20 protein-coding genes are annotated in these 16,358 nt (G+C 72.8%); 15 read left to right on the top strand and 5 right to left on the bottom strand.

Going from position 1 to position 16,358, the window contains the following annotated elements:
• Position 1: 1 nt before the first annotated feature.
• The 11 genes from ACFXAM_RS09355 to ACFXAM_RS09305 all read left to right on the top strand — a co-directional run bounded on the left by ACFXAM_RS09355 (position 2) and on the right by ACFXAM_RS09305 (position 7,715).
• Entirely contained in the window at positions 2 to 355 is a 354-nt protein-coding gene (locus tag ACFXAM_RS09355; RefSeq protein WP_380289103.1) for a histidine triad nucleotide-binding protein, read from the top strand.
• Between the two features lie 4 nt (positions 356 to 359).
• Positions 360 to 1,280, top strand: a complete 921-nt coding sequence (locus ACFXAM_RS09350; protein ID WP_380289101.1) for a ribonuclease Z — start codon at positions 360 to 362, stop codon at positions 1,278 to 1,280.
• Positions 1,281 to 1,480: 200 nt separating this feature from the next.
• Positions 1,481 to 2,605 (top strand): PhoH family protein, encoded by a 1,125-nt coding sequence (locus ACFXAM_RS09345; RefSeq protein WP_380289099.1) that lies wholly within the window; start codon positions 1,481 to 1,483, stop codon positions 2,603 to 2,605.
• Positions 2,606 to 2,619: 14 nt separating this feature from the next.
• Positions 2,620 to 3,114: an rRNA maturation RNase YbeY gene (gene ybeY, locus ACFXAM_RS09340; RefSeq protein WP_350546232.1), complete on the top strand. Its 495-nt coding sequence runs from the start codon at positions 2,620 to 2,622 to the stop codon at positions 3,112 to 3,114.
• A 19-nt stretch (positions 3,115 to 3,133) separates the two neighbouring features.
• Positions 3,134 to 4,459, top strand: a complete 1,326-nt coding sequence (locus ACFXAM_RS09335; protein WP_380289096.1) for a hemolysin family protein — start codon at positions 3,134 to 3,136, stop codon at positions 4,457 to 4,459.
• 33 nt (positions 4,460 to 4,492) lie between these two features.
• Positions 4,493 to 4,729 (top strand): hypothetical protein, encoded by a 237-nt coding sequence (locus tag ACFXAM_RS09330; protein WP_380289094.1) that lies wholly within the window; start codon positions 4,493 to 4,495, stop codon positions 4,727 to 4,729.
• 30 nt (positions 4,730 to 4,759) lie between these two features.
• Positions 4,760 to 5,299 carry a DUF4383 domain-containing protein gene (locus tag ACFXAM_RS09325; protein ID WP_380289092.1) on the top strand — a complete coding sequence of 180 codons (540 nt, stop codon included), beginning with the start codon at positions 4,760 to 4,762 and terminating at the stop codon, positions 5,297 to 5,299.
• A 43-nt stretch (positions 5,300 to 5,342) separates the two neighbouring features.
• A complete protein-coding gene (locus ACFXAM_RS09320) occupies positions 5,343 to 5,696 on the top strand; it encodes a cytidine deaminase (protein ID WP_380289090.1) in 354 nt (117 codons plus the stop codon).
• Between the two features lie 139 nt (positions 5,697 to 5,835).
• Positions 5,836 to 5,994, top strand: a complete 159-nt coding sequence (locus tag ACFXAM_RS09315) for a hypothetical protein (RefSeq protein WP_380289088.1) — start codon at positions 5,836 to 5,838, stop codon at positions 5,992 to 5,994.
• Between the two features lie 55 nt (positions 5,995 to 6,049).
• A complete protein-coding gene (gene era / locus ACFXAM_RS09310; RefSeq protein WP_344337568.1) occupies positions 6,050 to 6,979 on the top strand; it encodes a GTPase Era in 930 nt (309 codons plus the stop codon).
• Between the two features lie 22 nt (positions 6,980 to 7,001).
• Positions 7,002 to 7,715 carry an alpha/beta fold hydrolase gene (locus ACFXAM_RS09305; protein WP_380289086.1) on the top strand — a complete coding sequence of 238 codons (714 nt, stop codon included), beginning with the start codon at positions 7,002 to 7,004 and terminating at the stop codon, positions 7,713 to 7,715.
• An 80-nt stretch (positions 7,716 to 7,795) separates the two neighbouring features.
• Here ACFXAM_RS09305 and ACFXAM_RS09300 read toward each other — a convergent pair whose 3' ends face one another.
• A complete protein-coding gene (locus ACFXAM_RS09300; protein WP_380289084.1) occupies positions 7,796 to 8,062 on the bottom strand; it encodes a protealysin inhibitor emfourin in 267 nt (88 codons plus the stop codon).
• Positions 8,063 to 8,129: 67 nt separating this feature from the next.
• Positions 8,130 to 9,149 carry a M4 family metallopeptidase gene (locus ACFXAM_RS09295; RefSeq protein WP_380289082.1) on the bottom strand — a complete coding sequence of 340 codons (1,020 nt, stop codon included), beginning with the start codon at positions 9,147 to 9,149 and terminating at the stop codon, positions 8,130 to 8,132.
• 357 nt (positions 9,150 to 9,506) lie between these two features.
• On the opposite strand from ACFXAM_RS09295, the gene leuA reads away from it, so the two are divergent.
• The 4 genes from leuA to ACFXAM_RS09275 all read left to right on the top strand — a co-directional run bounded on the left by leuA (position 9,507) and on the right by ACFXAM_RS09275 (position 14,044).
• On the top strand, positions 9,507 to 11,303 hold the full coding sequence (gene leuA / locus ACFXAM_RS09290) for a 2-isopropylmalate synthase (RefSeq protein WP_380289080.1): 1,797 nt from the start codon (positions 9,507 to 9,509) through the stop codon (positions 11,301 to 11,303).
• A 424-nt stretch (positions 11,304 to 11,727) separates the two neighbouring features.
• The gene (locus ACFXAM_RS09285) at positions 11,728 to 12,237 is read left to right on the top strand and encodes a TerB family tellurite resistance protein (RefSeq protein WP_380289078.1); all 510 of its coding nucleotides are present in this window, start codon (positions 11,728 to 11,730) and stop codon (positions 12,235 to 12,237) included.
• 210 nt (positions 12,238 to 12,447) lie between these two features.
• A complete protein-coding gene (gene recO / locus ACFXAM_RS09280; RefSeq protein WP_380289076.1) occupies positions 12,448 to 13,194 on the top strand; it encodes a DNA repair protein RecO in 747 nt (248 codons plus the stop codon).
• A gap of 4 nt (positions 13,195 to 13,198) precedes the next feature.
• Positions 13,199 to 14,044, top strand: a complete 846-nt coding sequence (locus tag ACFXAM_RS09275; protein WP_380289074.1) for an isoprenyl transferase — start codon at positions 13,199 to 13,201, stop codon at positions 14,042 to 14,044.
• Positions 14,045 to 14,182: 138 nt separating this feature from the next.
• Here the strand turns inward: ACFXAM_RS09275 and ACFXAM_RS09270 are convergent, their stop codons facing one another.
• Genes ACFXAM_RS09270 through ACFXAM_RS09260 form a run of 3 tightly spaced genes read right to left on the bottom strand, consistent with a single transcriptional unit; the run spans position 14,183 to position 16,349 of the window.
• Positions 14,183 to 14,593, bottom strand: coding sequence for a Fur family transcriptional regulator (locus ACFXAM_RS09270; RefSeq protein WP_355373061.1), 411 nt, complete (start codon positions 14,591 to 14,593; stop codon positions 14,183 to 14,185).
• Between the two features lie 35 nt (positions 14,594 to 14,628).
• Positions 14,629 to 15,573, bottom strand: coding sequence for a metal ABC transporter permease (locus ACFXAM_RS09265; RefSeq protein WP_380289071.1), 945 nt, complete (start codon positions 15,571 to 15,573; stop codon positions 14,629 to 14,631).
• Positions 15,570 to 16,349 carry a metal ABC transporter ATP-binding protein gene (locus ACFXAM_RS09260; protein ID WP_380289069.1) on the bottom strand — a complete coding sequence of 260 codons (780 nt, stop codon included), beginning with the start codon at positions 16,347 to 16,349 and terminating at the stop codon, positions 15,570 to 15,572. The genes ACFXAM_RS09265 and ACFXAM_RS09260 overlap by 4 nt, the downstream gene beginning before the upstream one ends.
• Positions 16,350 to 16,358 lie beyond the last annotated feature (9 nt).

Raw genomic sequence — 16,358 nt, 5'->3', positions numbered from 1 at the left:
GATGGCCGGCGAGCCGCAGCCCGACTGCCTGTTCTGCAAGATCGTGGCGGGCGAGATCCCGGCCACCGTGGTGCGCAAGACCGAGCGGGTGCTCGCCTTCCGGGACATCGCGCCGAAGGCCCCGCTGCACGTCCTGGTGATCCCGCACGCCCACTACCCGAACGCCGCCGCGCTGGCCGCCGACGAGCCGGAGATCGCCGGCGAGCTGCTCGCCGAGGCCGGCCGGGTCGCCGCCGACGAGGGCGTCCAGGACTACCGGCTGATCTTCAACACCGGCGCCGGTGCCGGGCAGACGGTCTTCCACGCCCACGTCCACGTGCTCGGCGGCCGGACGATGACCGAGGACATGGTCTGACCCGGTGTCCCAGCGCGAACTCGTCGTCCTCGGCACCGCCAGCCAGGTGCCGACCCGGCACCGCAACCACAACGGCTACCTGCTGCGCTGGGACGGCGAGGGCCTGCTGTTCGACCCCGGCGAGGGCACCCAGCGCCAGATGCTGCGCGCCGGGGTCTCGGCCACCCAGCTCACCCGGATCGCCGTCACGCACTTCCACGGCGACCACAGCCTGGGCCTGGCCGGGGTGATCCAGCGGATCAACCTCGACCGCGTCCCGCACCCGGTGGACGTCTACTTCCCGGCCTCCGGCGAGGTGTACTTCGAGCGGCTGCGCCACGCCACCGCCTTCCACGAGACGGCCGTGCTGCGGCCCCGCCCGATCGAGGAGCCCGGCCCGCTGGAGGCGCCCGGCGCTCGCTTCGCGCTCGACGCCGTCCGGCTCTCCCACCCGGTCGAGTCCTTCGGCTACCGGCTGCGCGAGCCGGACGGCCGCCGGCTGGTGCCCGAACGGCTGGCCGCCCTGGGCATCGGCGGCCCGGACGTCGGCCGGCTCCAGCGCCAGGGCGCGATCGGGGCGGCCGGCCGGCGGGTCACCCTGGACGAGGTCAGCGAGCCCCGGCCCGGACAGCGGTTCGCCTTCGTCATGGACACCCGGCTCTGCGAGGGCGTGCACGAGCTCGCCGAGGGAGCCGACCTGCTGGTCGTCGAGGCCACCTTCACCGACGCCGACGCCCGGCTCGCCGAGGAGCACGGCCACCTCACCGCCGGCCAGGCCGGCAAGGTCGCCGCCGAGGCGGGCGCCCGCACCCTGGTGCTGACCCACTTCTCCCAGCGCTACCCGGACCTCGGCCGGCACCTGGCCGACGCCCGCAAGCACTTCGACGGCCCGATCGTGCTTGCCGAGGACCTCGCCCGGGTACCAGTACCGCCCCGGCACGGGTGACCGCGGCGCCCCGGCGCGGGCCCGGCGCCCGGACGCCGCGGAAAACAGTTCGCGCCACCCGGGCGGTCTGCCGCAGCATCGTCGGGTGCGGCCCCGCCGCCCGCCGCGTCGATCACGTGCGCGGCGTACCCTGGTGCCCCGGAGAGACCCAGCGGCACCACGACACACGGATGGGATGAGGCAGGCCCCAGCGCCGACCTATGAGTGACACATCGCAGACCCGTACCAACGGACAGCCGCGCCCCGAGCCGGCCGACGACGGCCGCGTCAGCGCCCGGATCGTCATCCCCGAGAAGCATCCGATGGTCACCCTGCTGGGCGCCGCCGATTCGCTGCTGCGGGTGATCGAGCAGGGCTTCCCCGCCGCCGACATCCACGTCCGCGGCAACGAGGTGACCGCGACCGGCGCGCGCGCCGAGGTGGCCCTCGTCAAGCAGCTGTTCAGCGAGATGATGCTGGTGCTGCGCACCGGCCAACCCCTGACGGAGGACGCCGTGGAGCGCTCCATCGCCATGCTCCGCGGTGCCGCGGACGACCCCGACAGCCCGGCCCCGTCGCAGGTGTTCACCGCGAACATCCTGTCCAACCGGGGCCGGACCATCCGTCCCAAGACCCTCAACCAGCAGCGCTACGTCGACGCGATCGACAAGCACACGATCGTCTTCGGCCTCGGCCCGGCCGGCACCGGAAAGACCTACCTCGCGATGGCCAAGGCCGTCCAGGCCCTGCAGGCCAAGGAGGTCAACCGGATCATCCTGACCCGCCCGGCCGTCGAGGCGGGGGAGCGGCTGGGCTTCCTGCCCGGCACCCTCTACGAGAAGATCGACCCGTACCTGCGCCCGCTGTACGACGCGCTGCACGACATGATGGACCCGGACTCCATCCCGCGCCTGATGGCCGCCGGGACCATCGAGGTCGCGCCGCTCGCCTACATGCGCGGCCGCACCCTCAACGACGCCTTCATCATCCTCGACGAGGCCCAGAACACCTCGCCCGAGCAGATGAAGATGTTCCTCACCCGCCTCGGGTTCAACTCCCGGGTGGTCGTCACCGGCGACACCAGCCAGATCGACCTCCCGGGCGGCACCCGCAGCGGCCTCAAGGTCGTCCAGGAGATCCTGGTCGACGTGCCCGACATCCACTTCTCCGTCCTCACCAGCACCGACGTGGTCCGCCACAAGCTGGTCGGCCGGATCGTGGACGCGTACGAGCGCTGGGACGCCCGCCAGGAGGCCCAGGAGACCGACGAGCGCAGGCTCCCGGTCAAGCCCGCCCAGCGGCGCGGCTCGCGCGCACCCCGACAGTCCCACCGCACCGAAAGCTGAGTAACCAGCCCCTCATGTCGATCGACATCGCCAACGAGTCCGGTTGGGACGTCGACGAGGAGTCCGTCCTCGCCGTCGCCCGCTACGCACTGGACAAGATGCGGATCCACCCGCAGTCCGAACTGTCCGTGATCCTGGTGGACGGGGCGGCGATGGAGGAGCTGCACATCCAGTGGATGGACCTCCCGGGCCCGACGGACGTGATGTCCTTCCCGATGGACGAGCTGCGCCCCGGCAAGGAGGGCGAGGAACTGCCGCAGGGCCTGCTCGGCGACATCGTGCTCTGCCCCGAGGTCGCCGAGCAGCAGGGCAAGGCCGCCCCGTCGAAGCACTCGATGGACGAGGAGCTGCAGCTGCTCACCGTGCACGGCGTGCTGCACGTGCTCGGCTACGACCACGAGGAGCCGGACGAGGAGGCCGAGATGTTCGGCCTCCAGAAGGCGATCCTCGACGGCTGGCGGGCCGAGCGGGGCCTCGGCGGCATCTCGCCGGCCCCCACCACCCACTGAGCGCGGAGCCCGAACCCCTGTGAGTGGTGAGAGTACGAGTTTCATCCTCGGTGCCGTCCTGCTCGTCGTGCTCGGCTGGCTGGCCGCGTGCGCCGAGGCGGGCATCTCCCGGGTCTCCCGGTTCCGGGCGGAGGAGGCCGTGCGCTCCGGGCGCAAGGGCTCGGCCCGGCTGCTGGCGCTGGCCACCGACCCGATCCGCTACCTCAACCTGGCCACCCTGATCCGGGTGGCCAGCGAGATGGCGGCGGCGGTCCTGGTCACCGTGGTGTGCGTGCGCACCATCGACACGACCTGGCAGGCCGTGCTGCTGGCGTTCGGCGTGATGGTGCTGGTGTCCTTCGTGGCGGTGGGCGTCTCGCCGCGCACGATCGGCCGCCAGCACCCGCTGACCACCGCCACCGCGGCCTCCTTCGTGCTGCTGCCGCTGGCCCGGATCCTCGGCCCGATCCCGCGGCTGCTGATCCTGCTCGGCAACGCGCTGACCCCGGGCAAGGGCTACAAGGAGGGCCCGTTCGCCTCCGAGGCGGAGCTGCGGGCCCTGGTCGACCTCGCGGAGAAGAACGACGTCATCGAGGACGAGGAGCGCCGCATGGTGCACTCGGTCTTCGAGCTGGGCGACACCATCGTGCGCGAGGTGATGGTGCCGCGCACCGACCTGGTGATGATCGAGCGGCACAAGACCGTGCGGCAGGCGCTGACCCTGGCGCTGCGCTCGGGCTTCTCGCGGATCCCGGTGGTCGGCGACAACGAGGACGACGTGGTCGGCATCGTCTACCTCAAGGACCTGGTGCGCCGCACCCACATCAACCGGGACTCGGAGGCCGACGAGGTGGGCGCCGTGCTGCGCCCGGCGGTGTTCGTCCCGGACTCCAAGCCGGCCGCCGACCTGCTGCGCGAGATGCAGCAGATGCGCTCACACGTGGCGATCGTGATCGACGAGTACGGCGGCACGGCCGGACTGGTCACCATCGAGGACATCCTGGAGGAGATCGTCGGCGAGATCACCGACGAGTACGACCGGGAGATCCCCCCGGTGGAGGACCTCGGGGACGGCTCCTACCGGATCACCGCGCGGCTGCTGGTGGAGGACCTCGGCGAACTGTTCGGGATCGAGCTGGAGGACGAGGACGTCGAGACGGTCGGCGGCCTGCTGGCCAAGCACCTGGGCCGGGTCCCGATCCCGGGGTCGTCCTGCGAGATCCCGGTGCCGGAGGAGGTGCCGGGCGGGCTGACCGCGATCCGGCTGACCGCCGAGAGCTCGGCCGGGCGCCGCAACCGGATCGGTTCCGTGGTCGCCGCCCCGGTGCGGGCCGAGGTGCGGGCGGCCCGGGAGGGCGGCGAGTAGCGGTCGGGTGCCCGCGGGGCGACCATGGGAGGCATGACGCACCAACTTCGCGCGGAGTACGGCCCGCAGGGGACGGCGGGCGGGGTGAAGGTCTGGCACGTCGTGCGGGACAGGGACCCGGCGCTCGCACTGTGCGGCCGGACCATTCCCGCCGAGGCCGAGACCAGGCCGGAGCAGGAGTGGGGGACCGGCCTGCGGGGTTGCCAGCAGTGCGGCTCGCTGTACATGCATGAGGTGCCGCACATGCAGGGCAGCCACCCCTACAGCTAGCCAGGCGTTTCGGCCACCTCGGAGGTCGCCATGAAGCTGCAAGACGAACTGCCCGTCGACCACAAACTGGTGCTGGTCTGGCGGATCGGGGCGGGGCTCGGCGGGATCTTCCTGATCGTGTTCGGCTGCCTGGGGCTGGCCGACCACCCGGGCTTCCTGTCCACCCAGGGCAACGAGATCGCCGGGATGTCCACCAACGGGGCGCTGAGCATCCTGTCCATCGTGGTGGGCGGGATCCTGGTGATCGGGGCGGTCATCGGCGGGAACTTCGCCGCCAACCTGAACATGGCGGCCGGCGCGCTGTTCATCCTCTCCGGGTTCTACGGGCTGACGGTGCTCGAACGGCCGGACGCCAACATCCTGAACTTCGGCATCCACAACGTGATCTTCGCCTTCGCCTTCGGCGTGGTGATCACCGCGTTCGGGATGTACGGGCGGGTCAGCAGCCACCTGCCGCACGACAACCCGTACTGGCGCAAGCGCACCGGGGAGGAGGGGGCGCTGCCGACCGGTCCCAAGACCTTCGTGAAGGTGATGCGGCCCGGACCGCCCAACCCGATCGGGCACTGAGGAGCGCCGCCCGGGCGCCCCGCCGGGGCCTATGCTCCTGGGCATGAGTGACATCGTCGAGCTGGACCCCGAAGACAAGAAGATCATCACCCTGGCCCGCTCCGCCCGCGCCCGCAACGGCGTGGCGGAGGGGGCCGCGGTGCGTGACGAGACCGGCCGCACCTACGTGGCCGGGACGGTCGCGCTGGAGTCGCTGCGGCTGAGCGCGGTGCAGACGGCGGTGGCGATGGCGGTGGCCAGCGGCGCGAAGTCGCTGGAGGCGGCGGCCGTGGTGACCGAGGCGGAGCAGCCCTCGGAGGCCGACCTGGCGGCGGTGCGGGACCTCGGCGGGGCCGGCACCCCGCTGCTGCTGGCCGGCCCGGACGGGGCGCTGCGCGTCGCGGTCGGGGCCCGCTGAGCGCACGCGGTCCGTACGGTGCCCGGGGTTCACGCCCCGGGCACCGGCGCGTTCCGGGCCCCTCGGGCGTGGCGGATAATCTCACCGGGGACGGGCGGGGAGACGGCGCGGTGGGACGGCGCGGTGAGGGGGCTGGGCGATGGGGCCGTTCGCGTTCTTCGCGGGGCTGCTGCTGGGCGTGATGGGCATGGGCAAGTGGCAGGAGACCGGGTCGCCGTTCTGGCTCTGGGGCTCGGTCTCCTTCCTGCTGCTCGTCCTCGGCTGGGGCCTGGGCGCGGTGTTCGGGGGGAAGAAGTGAGGGACCGGACGGGCGGTGTCCGTCCCGGCGGGGGTGATCAGGGAGAATGGAGCCCATGAATGCCCCTTCCTCCTCGTACCGCTCCGGCTTCGCGTGCTTCGTCGGCCGGCCCAACGCGGGCAAGTCGACCCTGACCAACGCTCTGGTGGGGACGAAGGTCGCGATCACCTCCGACCGCCCGCAGACCACCCGGCACACCGTCCGCGGCATCGTGCACCGCCCGGACGCCCAGCTGGTGCTGGTGGACACCCCCGGCCTGCACAAGCCGCGCACCCTGCTCGGCGAGCGCCTCAACGACCTGGTGCGCAGCACCTGGGCCGAGGTCGACGTGATCGGCTTCTGCCTGCCCGCCGACCAGAAGCTCGGCCCCGGCGACAAGTTCATCGCCAAGGAACTCGCCGAGATCAAGAAGACCCCCAAGGTGGCCATCGTCACCAAGACCGACCTGGTCGACTCCAAGCGGCTCGCCGAGCAGCTGATCGCCGTCCACCAGCTCGGTGCCGAGCTGGGCATCGAGTGGGCCGAGATCATCCCGGTCTCCGCCGTGGGCGACAAGCAGGTCGAGCTGGTCGGCGAGCTGATCAGCAAGCTGCTGCCGGAGGGCATGCCGCTCTACCCGGACGGCGACCTCACCGACGAGCCCGAGCAGATCATGGTGGCCGAGCTGATCCGCGAGGCCGCCCTGGAGGGCGTGCGCGACGAGCTGCCGCACTCGCTGGCCGTCGTGGTCGAGGAGATGCTGCCGCGCGAGGGCCGCCCGGCGGACCGGCCGCTGCTCGACATCCACGCCAACGTCTACATCGAGCGGCAGAGCCAGAAGGCCATCGTGATCGGGGCCAAGGGCGCCCGGCTCAAGCACGTCGGCACCACCGCCCGCAAGCACATCGAGGCGCTGCTCGGCACCCCGGTCTTCCTGGACCTGCACGTCAAGGTCGCCAAGGACTGGCAGCGGGACCCGAAGCAGCTGCGCAAGCTCGGGTTCTGACCACCGAGGGGGAGGGGGCGCGATGAAGCTGCACACGCGTGAGTGGGGGTCCGGCGACCGGGTCGCGCTGCTGGTCCACGGGATCATGACCGACCACCGCAGCTGGGCGTCGGTCGGCCCGGCGCTCGCCGAGCGCGGCTACCGGGTGATCGCCGTGGACCTGCGCGGCCACGGCGCCAGCCCGCGCGGCGAGGGCGCGACCCCGGTGGAGCGCTACGGCCCCGAGCGCTACGCCGACGACCTGGTCGACACCCTGCCGCAGGGCGCCGACCTGGCCATCGGCCACTCGCTGGGCGGGCTGGTCCTGCTGCGTGCCGTCGAGCGGCTGCGGCCGGCCCGGGCCGTCTACTCGGACCCGGCGTGGAAGTTCGTCCAGCCGGGCCTGTTCGACCCGGCGGTCTTCGCGCAGTTCAAGCGGGCCACCCGGGCGCAGCTCACCATGGTCAACCCGCGCTGGGCCCCCGCCGACGTGGACGTGGAGCTGGCCACCCTGGCCCTGTGGGACCCGGACACCGCGTTCGCGCTCTCCTCGCTGTACGAGGGGGCCGTGCTGCCGGGCGCCCCGGTCGTGCCCTCGCTGGTGCAGCTGGCCGGCAACAGCTGGCTGATCGGGCCCGAGGACGCCGAGGTCCTGCGCGGCCTCGGCTACCAGGTCCGCCGGGTGGACGGGGCCGGCCACACCATCCACCGGGACGACCTCGCGGGTTTCCTGGCCTCCCTCGACGGCTGGCTCTGAGCGCCGGCCGGCTCTGAGCGCTGGCTGGCCCTGAGCGACGGCCGGCCCTGAGCGCCGGGCGGGGAGCGGGGCGGAGGGGCTCAGGCGCCTTCGCGCAGGACGAGGGAGACCAGTTCGCGCTGGGACGCGGTGAGCTTCGGGTCCGCGCAGTGCACCGTGCGCCCGTCGACGGTGATCTCGTAGTGGTAGCCGTCCGGCACCCCGTAGGAGGGCGTGCGCAGCCCGCCCGCGACGGCCTCGCGGGCGAGCGCGTGCACGTGCGGGGCGTCCACCCGCTCGGTGGTGTCGAGCTCAGCGCGGCGGACGTGTCCCGCGAGGCCGCCGGTCCGGGTCACCTGGATACGCATGGTGTCCATGGTGCTACCCAGCGATGGCGTTTGCCGGGGTTTTCCCGGACCTTGACTTAAGCGCGACTCAAGCCGGGCTGATGCCGACCTTCGCCCAGGAGGCGGTCACCGTGTCGGCGACCTCCGGTTCCGGGTAGCGGGCCTTCGCGGCGGCGACGGTGGCCCGGGCGAAGGCCGTGAAGTCGGCGTCGGAGGGCAGCCGCCGGCCGGTCAGCGCGTCGTACCAGATCCGGCCGGCGCGTTCCCAGGCCGGGCCGCCGAGTGCGGTGGCGAGCAGGTAGAAGGCGTGGTTGGGGATGCCCGAGTTGATGTGGACCCCGCCGTTGTCCCGGGAGGTGCGCACGTAGTCGCGCAGGTGGGCGGGCTGCGGGTCCTTGCCCAGCCGGGGGTCGTCGTAGGCGGTGCCGGGCGCCTTCATCGAGCGCAGGGCGACCCCCTGCACGCCGGGGGCGAGCAGTCCGGCGCCGACCAGCCAGTCCGCCGCGGCGGCGTCCTGCTGCAGCGCGTACTGCTTGACCAGGGAGCCGAAGACGTCGGAGACCGACTCGTTGAGCGCCCCGGGCTGGTCGCGGTACTCCAGGCCGGCGGTGAACTGGGTGACGCCGTGGGCGAGTTCGTGGCCGATGACGTCGACGCAGGCGGTGAAGTCGCCGAACACCTCGCCGTCGCCGTCGCCGAAGACCATCCGCCGGCCGTCCCAGAAGGCGTTGTCGTACTCCTGGCCGTAGTGGACGGTGGCGTCCAGCCGCAGGCCCTGGTCGTCGATGGAGTGCCGTCCGTAGACGGCGGAGAACAGTGTCCAGGTGGCGCCGAGGCCGTCGTAGGCGTGGTTGACGGACTGGTCGGGCAGGGGGCTCTCGCCCTCCCGGCGGACGGTGCGGCCGGGCAGGCGTTCGCGGTGCCCGGCGTCGGAGATCACCCGCTCCAGGCGGTCGGCGGCCGGGGCGGGCGGGGCGGCGGTGAGCCGGGCGGCCCGGTGCGCGGCGTCGAGGGCGAGGGAGCGGGCGGCGGGCGCGTGACCGTCCTCGGCGAGGCGGTCCAGGACGTACGGCGGAACGATCGCGCAGAGCGTCGGTTCGGCTGTCATGTGGCCCAGCGTGAGGCATCGATGACGTGTTGTCACCGGCGCGGACGGGATTGCGCGCCGCCCGGGCGCATCCGCGCGCCGTCTCAAGGGGTGGGAAGAGCGCGCGGCCGGCTTCGGGGTCGCGCGGCCCTGGGTTAGGCTGGGCCGCATCATGCGCAACGGGCTGCTTCTTCTTAGCTGCCGCGTCGAGGGCCTGTAGTCCACCAAGGGCCGGCTCCCTCGCCGCGGGGACTGTGCTGCGCGCTGATTCCGGTGGCCCCACGGGGGCCGCGAGCGGCAGCAGGCCGGCCGAGTCGGGTGAGGACACCGCCCCGACCAGCCCGCACCACGCATCACAGGAAGCCGAGAGTCGCCCCCATGACCGAGCAGAGCTCCGCCGCGCCCGTCCCCGCCGCCCGCGCCTTCGCCGGCCGGCCCACCCCGATCACCGCCGGCTCGGTGCGCCAGCGGCCGTCCGGCATGCGGCACGGCCGCTACCTGCCCTTCGGCACCGTCGACCTGCCGGACCGCACCTGGCCGTCGAAGGTGATCACCGAGGCGCCGCGCTGGCTCTCCACCGACCTGCGGGACGGCAACCAGGCGCTGATCGACCCGATGTCCCCGGCCCGCAAGCGCAAGATGTTCGACCTGCTGGTCGCGATGGGCTACAAGGAGATCGAGGTCGGCTTCCCGTCCTCCGGGGCCACCGACCACGCCTTCGTGCGCTCGCTGATCGAGGAGGGGGCGATCCCGGAGGACGTCACCATCTCGGTGCTGACCCAGGCGCGCGAGGAGCTGATCGAGAAGACCGTCGAGTCGCTGGTCGGCGCGCCGCGGGCGACCGTGCACCTGTACAACGCGACCGCGCCGCTGTTCCGCCGGGTGGTGTTCCGCAACGGCAAGGAGGCCACCAAGGCGATCGCCACCGACGGCACCCGCCTGGTGATGGAGTACGCCGAGAAGCTGCTGGGCGACGACACCGTCTTCGGCTACCAGTACTCGCCGGAGATCTTCGTCGACACCGAGCTGGACTTCGCGCTGGAGGTCTGCGAGGCGGTCATGGACGTCTGGCAGCCGGGCGAGGGCCGCGAGATCATCCTGAACCTGCCGGCCACCGTCGAGCGGGCCACCCCGAACGTCCAGGCCGACCAGTTCGAGTGGATGTCGCGCCACCTGTCGCGCCGCGAGTTCGTCTGCCTGTCGGTGCACCCGCACAACGACCGGGGCACCGCCGTCGCCTCCGCCGAGCTGGCCTACATGGCCGGGGCCGACCGGATCGAGGGCTGCCTGTTCGGCCAGGGCGAGCGGACCGGCAACGTCGACCTGGTGACCCTGGGCATGAACCTGTTCTCGCAGGGCATCGACCCGCAGATCGACTTCTCCGACATCGACGAGGTGCGCCGCACCGCCGAGTACTGCAACCAGATGGAGGTGCACCCGCGCCACCCGTACGCCGGCGACCTGGTGTACACCTCCTTCTCCGGCTCGCACCAGGACGCCATCAAGAAGGGCTTCGACGTCCTGGCGGCGGACGCGGCCGCGGCGGGCGTGCCGGTCGAGGAGCACACCTGGGGCGTGCCGTACCTGCCGATCGACCCGAAGGACGTCGGCCGCACCTACGAGGCGGTCATCCGGGTCAACAGCCAGTCCGGCAAGGGCGGCGTGGCGTACGTGCTGAAGAACGACCACAAGCTGGACCTGCCGCGCCGGATGCAGATCGAGTTCTCCCGGATCATCCAGACGATGACCGACGCCGAGGGCGGCGAGGTCACCCCGGCCGAGATCTGGCGGGTCTTCGAGGACGAGTACCTGCCGACCACGGCGAACCCGTGGGGCCGGATCTCGCTGAGCGGTTCGCGCACCCTGACCACCGAGGACGGCCGGGACGCGCTGACCGCCGAGGCCGTGGTGGACGGCGCGCCGGTCACCCTGGCCGGTACCGGCAACGGCCCGGTCTCCGCGTTCGCCGACGCGCTGGCGCAGATCGGCGTGGACGTACGGGTGCTGGACTACGCCGAGCACGCGCTGAGCGAGGGCGGCGACGCCCAGGCCGCCGCGTACGTCGAGTGCGCGGTGGACGGCCGGGTGCTGTGGGGCGTCGGGATCGACGGCAACACCGTGCTGGCCTCGCTGAAGGCGATGATCAGCGCCGTCAACCGGGCGCGGCGCGGGTAGTTCGTACGAGTGGACATCGCCGGGCCGTCCCGTTCGGGGCGGCCCGGCGGCGTTCCCGGACCGGGCCGGACGGCCGCGGGCCGGGGGGCGCACGCGCTGTGTCCTGCGCCACATTTTTTCCGGGATCGGACCGTTCGAAGTACTGACACGTGTCGGCAACCGTGGCAACATCGTCCCACCGGAAAGCCGGGTCGGTGGGACGATCCGGTGGCCGGTCGCGTGACCTGCCCATTGTTGTGCAGGCCGCCTGCCATGTCTGGGGAGTGGCGCCGTGACAGGGATGTGGGGTGTTCGCCCGCGGTGGCGGACTGACGTTCTCGGTGACTTCTTCTGTCCAGGCTGCGGCGGGGACCGCAACTACCGCCGGCAACACGGCCGGCGGTGGCTGCGGCTGCTGGGAACCCCGGTGCTTCCGCTCGGACCGGTGATCGGCAGTGTGCAGTGCACCAGTTGCCACGGCCGGTTCGGGGTGGAGAGCCTGGAACAGCCCACCTGCGTGCGCCTGGGCGGGATGCTGCGCGACGCGCAGTACACCGTCGCGCTGGCCCTGCTGGCCGCGGGCGGCACCGCGCACCGCGCGGCCCGCGAGGCCGCCTGCGCGGCGGTCCGGGACGCCGGCTTCGAGGACTGCGGCGAGGCCCAGGTGCTGGCCGCGATGGCGGCGCTGTCCGGGCTCGGCGGCGAACTCTACGACGCGCACGGCATGGCCGGCGGGCTGGCGGTGGAACTGCACGCGGTGCTCGAACCGCTCGCCCCGCACCTGGCCGGGCCCGGCCGGGAGCGGCTGCTGCTCCAGGGCGCGGCGATCGCGCTGGCCGACGGCCGGTACCGGCCGCAGGAGCGGGAGGCGCTGGACGCCGTCGGGCGCTGCCTGGACCTGCCGCAGGCGCGGGTCGGGGCGCTGCTGGAGGCGGCCACCCGGGCGCCGTACTAGACCTTCCCCTTCGTCCTCCCCCCCGTGCCCCGTTCCTCCGGACCCCCACAAACCGGGCCCCCACCCCCTCCGGGGCCCGCCGTGACCCGCACCGTTCGGCGATCCCCCACGGCCCGGTGCGGGCACACGGCTGTCCGCCGGAGCGGGACGGCTGGGGGACAATGGTGGGATGTCCGTACTGTTCGAGGCCCGCTCCGGCGAGGCGGGCGCATGAGCCTCTTCCGGGACGACGGCGTGGTGCTCCGGGCGCAGAAGCTCGGCGAGGCCGACCGGATCATCACCCTGCTCACCCGTCACCACGGCAAGGTGCGCGCGGTGGCGCGCGGGGTGCGCAAGACCAAGTCGAAGTTCGGCGCGCGTCTGGAGCCGTTCTCCCACGTGGACGTGCAGTTCTTCAGCCGGGGGAGTGAGCTGGTCGGGCGCGGGTTGCCGCTCTGCACCCAGGTCGAGACGATCGCCCCGTACGGCGGTCGGATCGTCGCCGACTACGGCCGCTACACCGCCGGCACGGCCATGCTGGAGACGGCGGAACGGTTCGCCGAGAACGAGGGCCAGCCGGCCGTCCAGCAGTACCTGCTGCTGGTCGGGGGGCTGCGCACGCTGGCGGACGGGCCGCACCAGCCGCACCTGGTGCTGGACGCCTTCCTGCTGCGGTCGCTGGCGGTCAACGGGTACGGCGCGAGCTTCGACGACTGCGCCAAGTGCGGCATGGAGGGCCCCAACCGGTTCTTCTCGCTGCAGGCCGGCGGCGTGCTCTGCGCGGACTGCCGGGTACCCGGATGTGCCGTACCCTCCCCTGAGACACTGGTACTGCTCGGGGCGCTGCTGTCAGGGGACTGGCGGACGGCCGACGCCTGTGAGCCGAGGTACTGGCGGGAGGGCAGCGGCCTGGTCGCGGCCTATCTGCAGTGGCACCTGGAGCGGGGCATCCGCTCGATGAGATACGTGGAGAAGTGAGCACATGGCAGCGCGACGGCTCTTCGGCGGCGGCAAGCAGCGGGAGTACCTCCCCCCGACCCCGCACCCCAGCGGCGCCCGGCCCCCGAAGATCCCCGGCGAGCTGGTCCCCGGCCACGTCGCGATCGTCATGGACGGCAACGGCCGCTGGGCGAAGGAGCGTGGGCTGCCGCGCACCGAGGGCCACAAGGTCGGCGAGGGCGTCGTGCTGGACGTGCTGAAGGGCGCGATCGAGCTGGGCGTGAAGAACGTCTCGCTGTACGCGTTCTCCACCGAGAACTGGAAGCGCTCACCCGACGAGGTGAAGTTCCTGATGAACTTCAACCGCGACGTCATCCACCGCCGCCGCGACGAGATGGACGCGATGGGCGTGCGGGTGCGCTGGGCGGGCCGGATGCCCAAGCTGTGGAAGAGCGTCGTCCAGGAGCTCCAGGTCGCCGAGGAGCAGACCAAGGACAACGACGCCGTCACCCTGTACATGTGCGTCAACTACGGTGGCCGGGCGGAGATCGCGGACGCCGCGGCGGCCATCGCGGCCGATGTGGCGGCGGGCCGGCTGGACCCGAAGAAGGTCAACGAGAAGACCCTCGCCAAGTACCTGTACCACCCGGACATGCCGGACGTGGACCTCTTCCTGCGGCCCAGCGGCGAGCAGCGGACGTCCAACTTCCTGCTCTGGCAGTCGGCGTACGCGGAGTTCGTGTTCCAGGACGTGCTCTGGCCGGACTTCGACCGGCGCGACCTGTGGCGGGCCTGCGAGCAGTACGCGATGCGTGACCGCCGGTTCGGCGGGGCGATCCCCAACGAGGTGCCGGCCGAGCTGGGTGCCGAGGTGCCGGCGCAGCGCTGAGCGCGTCGTCCGGCGCCGGCGCCGGGTGCGCGGAAGGGCCCGCGGGAGGTGACTCCCGCGGGCCCTCGTGGGGCTTGCGGCTTCCCGTGCCCGGCTTCCCGTGCCCGGCTTGGGGCGCCCGGGTTCCCGCGTCCGGCTTCAGGCGCGCTTGGCGCACTCCGCGCAGGTGCCGAAGATCTCCAGGGTGTGCGCGATGTCGCTGAACCCGTGCTCGGCGGCGACCGAGTTGGCCCAGCGCTCGACGGCCGGGCCCTCGACCTCGACGGTGGCGCCGCACTGCCGGCAGACCAGGTGGTGGTGGTGTCCGCTGCTGCACCGGCGGTAGACGGCCTCGCCGTCGGCGGTGCGCAGGACGTCCACCTCGCCGGCGTCGGCGAGCGACTGGAGCGTCCGGTAGACGGTGGTGAGGCCGACCGAGTCGCCCCGGTGCTTCAGCATGTCGTGGAGCTCCTGCGCGCTGCGGAAGTCCTCGATCTCGTCCAGGACCGCCGAGACGGCGGCGCGCTGCCGGGTCGATCGGGCTCGCGGCGACGGGCCTGCGGTGGTCACCGTGGGTCCTCCTGGTGGTGTGGGCGGTTGGCACCTCATTGTGCCAGCCCCGCACTGGGCGCCGGAGTGATCTCGCCGGTCCGGTCCGGCAGGCCGGGCCCGGCCCGCTCCGGGTCCGGCAGCCGGACGTCGCAGACCTGCGGTCCGGCGTCGGGGGTGGTGCGGTGGCGGCGCCGGGCGAGCGGCGCGGCGATCGCGCTGAACACCGCGAACACCGCGATGGCGAGCAGCACGATGGCCGGGCCGGACGGCACGTCGAGCTGGTAGGAGCCGGTGACGCCGGCCAGGGCGACGATCACGCCGACCGCGATCGCGCCGGCCTGGGTCGCGGCGAAGGAGCGGGTGAGCTGCTGGGCGGCGGCCACCGGGACCACCATCAGCGCGCTGACCAGCAGCAGGCCGACCACCCGCATGGCGACGGTGACGGTGACCGCGGCCATCACGGCGAGCAGCAGGTTGAGCAGCCGCACCGGGACGCCGGTGACCTTGGCGAAGTCCTCGTCCTGGCAGATCGCGAAGAGCTGGCGGCGCAGGCCGAGGGTGACGGCGACGACGACGGCGCCGAGCGCGGCGATCGTGGCCAGGTCGGCGGGGGAGACGGTCAGGATGGAGCCCCAGAGGTAGCTCTCCAGTGAACCGGCGCCCGCCTGGGCGGACTTGGAGACCAGCAGCTTGCCGCAGGCCATGCCGCCGTAGAAGAGCATCGCGAGGGCGATGTCGCCGCGCTGGTTGCCGCGCGAGCGGACCAGCTCCATGGTGACGGCGCCGAGCACGCAGACCAGGACGGCCATCCAGACCGGGCTGGTCTGGAAGATGAAGCCGAGGCCGACGCCGGTCATCGCGACGTGGCCCATGCCGTCGCCCATCAGGGCCTGGCGGCGCTGCACCAGGTAGATGCCGACGGCGGGGGCGGTGAAGCCGACCAGGACGGCGGCGATCAGCGCCCGTTGCATGAAGTCGTAGCTGAGCATCTCGGTCATGACAGCAGTCCCCGGATCCGTTCGTGGTCGTGGCCGTGGTCGGCGTGCGGGTGGACGTGGTCGTGGCCGGGCAGGGCGTGCAGGCCGGTGTTGGGGACGGGCGGGCCGTCGTGCGCGACGCAGCCGTCGCGGAGCACCACGGCGCGGTCGATCAGCGGTTCCAGCGGCCCGAGTTCGTGCAGCACCAGCAGGACGGCGGCGCCGCGCGCGACCTCGGCGCGCAGGGTGTCGGCGAGCACCTGCTGGCTGGCGGCGTCCACGCCGGCCATCGGCTCGTCCATGATCAGCAGGTCGGGGGAGCCGGCCAGCGCGCGGGCGATCAGCACCCGCTGCTGCTGGCCGCCGGAGAGGTCGGCGACGCCGTCGCCGGCCCGGTCGAGCATGCCGACGGCGGCCAGTGCGCGGTCCACGGCGGTGCGGTCGGCGCGGCGGAACGGCAGCAGCCGGTGCAGCGGCAGCCGGCCGGTGGAGACGACCTCGCGCACGGTGGCGGGGACGCCGGAGGCGGCGGTGGTGCGCTGCGGGACGTAGCCGATCCGGTGCCAGGCGCGGAAGCGGGCGAGCGGGGTGCCGAACAGTTCCAGGCCGCCGCGCTCCAGCGGGACGGCGCCGGTGACGGCCTTGACGGTGGTGGACTTGCCGGAGCCGTTGGCGCCGAGCAGGGCGACCACTTCGCCGGGGCGGACGGTGAGGTCGACGCCGCGCAGCACCGGGCGTCCGCCGCGCGAGGCGACGGCGTCGTGCAGGCGGACGGCCGGGGGTGTCGGGGGAGTCATGCCGGTGGT

The organism is Kitasatospora sp. NPDC059462 (assembly GCF_042749955.1).
Lineage (GTDB): Bacteria > Actinomycetota > Actinomycetes > Streptomycetales > Streptomycetaceae > Kitasatospora.
This window is presented reverse-complemented; position numbering and strand designations above follow the sequence as displayed.